The sequence below is a fragment of the Streptomyces sp. NPDC057654 genome (assembly GCF_042800135.1).
Taxonomy (GTDB): domain Bacteria; phylum Actinomycetota; class Actinomycetes; order Streptomycetales; family Streptomycetaceae; genus Streptomyces.
Genome location: NZ_JBHVHQ010000940.1, coordinates 1 through 3,180 on the forward strand (window position 1 = coordinate 1; position 3,180 = coordinate 3,180).

Below are 3,180 nucleotides of genomic sequence, written 5' to 3' on the forward strand. Positions count from 1 at the left end.
GGTAGGCGGCCACCAACGACCGTAGCTCCGGCATGAGTTCGGCGTGCATGCCGAGCCGCATCTCGGCCTCGACGCGCGTGCCGACGGCCTGGATGCGCAGTTCGTCGAGGCGCTGGAGGTGGACCTCCAGATGCTGTCCGGCGTGCACGCCGGACAGCGCGCGGCCCTCCCAGAGCCGGAGCCCGGTGCGGCACGCCGCGGCGGCCTCGGCGGGCAGGCCCCGGGCCAGCAGGGCGCGCCCCTCGGCGGTGAGCCGGGCGAAGAGAGTGGCGTCGAGCTGGTCGGGCCCGAGCCGCATCAGATAGCCGGGCGGGCGGGTGGCCAGCAGCGGGCCGGCCGCCGCGCCGAGCCGCTCCTCCAGCTGGCGGCGCAGGTGGTAGATGTGCGTACGCACCGTGCTGACCGCGCCGCGCGGCGGCCTCTCGGCCCACAACTCGTCGACCAGCGTGCCGGTTTCGACGACGTGCCCGGCCCGCAGCAGCAGGAGGGCCAGCAGCTTGCTGACCTTCGGGCCGCGCGGGACGTGGACGGTGCCGTTCACGGTCATCCGCAGTGTGCCGAGCACCGAGAAATGTATGTGACTGGTACTGGTACTGGTCATCTTCTGCCGCTACCCCCAACAGACAGTGGATGAATGGCGCGATGGCGCTCTCGGGGGGACCCTAGCCGCCCGTACGAGGTGGGCGTATGTGCCCAACGGCCGCCGTGGCCTGCCACTTTCGGGGAGTCCGCCACTGTCCGCCACGGTCCGCGCGGCGCCGGGCGTCACTCCTCCGCGTGCGGGACAGTCCCCTCCGGGCGCAGTCGGGGCAGGACGTCGGGAGCGGCCAGCCCCGGCAGCAGCTGCTGCCACCAGACGGTGATCCGGCGGGTGATGTCCTCGCGGTCGGTGGTGACGTGGGAGAGGAGCTGGATGCCGGAGAAGGAGCCGACGACGGTGGCGGCGGCGTCTTCGGGGACGGTTCCCTCGCGCAGTTCGTCGGCGCCCATGGCGAGGATGAAGCGGCGGGTGAAGATGCCCAGCCACCACTCGTAGGGGGCGGTGTCCCGGGCGTCGAAGGAGCCGTGCTCGATGGTGAGCCGGATGCTGGCGCGCAGCAGCGGGTCGTGGCCCAGGCGCAGCCGTACGGCCAGTTGCTGGGTGAGGTCGATGATGTCCTGGAGCGGCGAGCCCGATTCGGGGACGGCGGTCTCCTCCATCTGGGAGGCCATGACGCCGCGGGCGAGCTCCTCCTTCGAGGCGAAGTGGAAGTAGAGGGCCCCCTTCGTCACGCCGGCCGCCTTGAGGATGTCCGAGATGTTGGCGGCGGCGTATCCGTGCTCGTCGAAGACCGTGGCGGCGGCCTCCAGCACCTTGCGCCGGGTCCGTACCGCGCGCTCCTGCTTCGCCAAGGGGTCCTCCAACTCGGTTCGTCCCGTTCGATGCCCGTATCCCTGGGGCGCAGGGTAAAGAGCGGGGTAAAAGTGGTGATCTTGCTTGAGAATAAAACCGGGTGGTCCGTATTTTACTCACGTCGGAAGCTACGACCAACCCCACGAAGGGCGACGGCGAGTGACTCTGATCGATGTCTTAGACGTGCTTCCCGCGACCGCGACCTTGCCGCAGCAGCGGACGGAACTACGCGCGTTGAGCTACACCCAGACCGCCCCCCGGCATCTGGTGCACCGCGCCGCGGTCGCGGAAGTCCTGCTCACCGACTGGCGGCAGCTGGGCGAGGACACGTTCCACCTGGCGGCCCAGTGGCCCCGGGGACACAGCTTCTACGCTCCGGTGGGCCGCGTCTGGCACGATCCGCTGCTCATCGCCGAGACCGTACGGCAGGCGTCGGTCCTGCTGGGGCACGAGTTCTACGGCGTACCGGCCGGCCACCCCTCCCTCATGAGCGCGCTCGACTTCCAGACGGCGCCGGCGCCGCTGATGGTGGGGCCCGGCCCGGCCGACGTCGAACTGCGGATCGAGTGCCGGGACGTCCAGCGGCGCGGCCGGCGCCTGGCCGGCATGTGTCTGGACGTGACCCTGCTGCGGGACGACAGGCTCATGGGGACCGGCCGCATGCCGCTCCAGATCATGTCCCCGGCCGTCTACCGCCGCCTGCGCGGCCCGTACGCGACCCCGCCCGACGAGCTCCCGCCCCGGCCCGCCGCCGTCCCGGCCCGCCTCGTCGGCCGCCGCGACCCGCGCGACGTGGTCCTCGGCACGCCCGGCGAGGAGAGACCGACCGGCGCCGACGGCCTCAACGGCGACTGGGCCTACGGAAGCTGGCAGCTCCGCATCGACCGCGCCCACCCCGTCCTCTTCGACCACCCCGTCGACCACGTCCCCGGCATGACCCTCCTGGAAGCCGCCCGCCAGGCCGCCCAGGCCCTCTCCCCGGGCCGCGTACTGCCCGTCGGCGTCGACAGCAAGTACTACAAATACGTGGAACTGGCCGCCCCCTGCTGGATCACCGCCACGCGCACACCGGTCGGACACGGCAAGGACGCCCAAGTGCGCGTCCGCGCGGAACAGGACGGAGAAACGGTCTTCGAGGCCACGGTGTCCGTCGAGATGTGCGGCTGATTCGTCGAGACCCTGCCGCAGAACGTACCTGGGGGCGGGCGACCCGCCCCCAGCCACGGCCGAGGCGCCCCGGCCCGCCGCTGTCTCTCCCCGTCACCGCTCCCTGTCGGCGTACTCGCGCCGCGCGTCGCCGCCGCGTCGAGCCGTCGCGTTCGCGGGGAAGCGGGCCGCGGAGTAGGAGACGTAGTGGTGCGCAGCGGCAGCGGCAGTGACTGGCGCGTGGTTACGGGCGAGAACCGGGGCCGGCGGCCGCGCGACGGGCCGCGCGGCGGCTTCCGGCGCGGCAGCCCCAGGCGAGGCCGCCCACGGCCGGGACCCGGACCCGGAACCGGCCCCTGTCCCGACTCCACCCAACGCTTTGTTCACGGCGTCCAGCCGGGAAACGGCGTCGAGCTTGTCGAAGATGTTGCGCAGGTGGCGCTTGATGGTGCCTTCGGTGATGCCGAGCCGCGCCCCGATCTGCCGGTTGCTGAGCGCGACGGCGACCAGGTCGAGGACCTCGCGTTCGCGCGGCGACAGCCGCGCGGCCGGGCCCGCCTCGGCGGCCTCGCCCGCGTACAGCGTGCGGTCGGACACCGAGATCGTCACGACGCGGCGGCCGAGGTCGGAGAGGTCGGAAC

At 72.3% G+C, this 3,180-nt stretch carries 4 protein-coding genes; 1 reads left to right on the top strand and 3 read right to left on the bottom strand.

Annotated elements, in window-relative coordinates; all coding sequences use genetic code 11:
- The coding region (locus ACFU99_RS38605; RefSeq protein ID WP_384401872.1) for a BTAD domain-containing putative transcriptional regulator at positions 1 to 601 on the bottom strand (601 nt) is incomplete at its 3' end.
- 164 nt (positions 602 to 765) lie between these two features.
- The gene (locus ACFU99_RS38610) at positions 766 to 1,392 is read right to left on the bottom strand and encodes a ScbR family autoregulator-binding transcription factor (protein ID WP_384401875.1); all 627 of its coding nucleotides are present in this window, start codon (positions 1,390 to 1,392) and stop codon (positions 766 to 768) included.
- Between the two features lie 235 nt (positions 1,393 to 1,627).
- Here ACFU99_RS38610 and ACFU99_RS38615 point away from each other — a divergent pair, with 235 nt between their 5' ends.
- Positions 1,628 to 2,560: a ScbA/BarX family gamma-butyrolactone biosynthesis protein gene (locus tag ACFU99_RS38615; RefSeq protein WP_384401878.1), complete on the top strand. Its 933-nt coding sequence runs from the start codon at positions 1,628 to 1,630 to the stop codon at positions 2,558 to 2,560.
- A 93-nt stretch (positions 2,561 to 2,653) separates the two neighbouring features.
- On the opposite strand, the gene ACFU99_RS38620 is transcribed toward ACFU99_RS38615, so the two are convergent.
- Positions 2,654 to 3,180, bottom strand: a 527-nt coding sequence (locus tag ACFU99_RS38620) for a helix-turn-helix transcriptional regulator (protein ID WP_384401881.1), incomplete at its 5' end; no start/stop codon positions are given.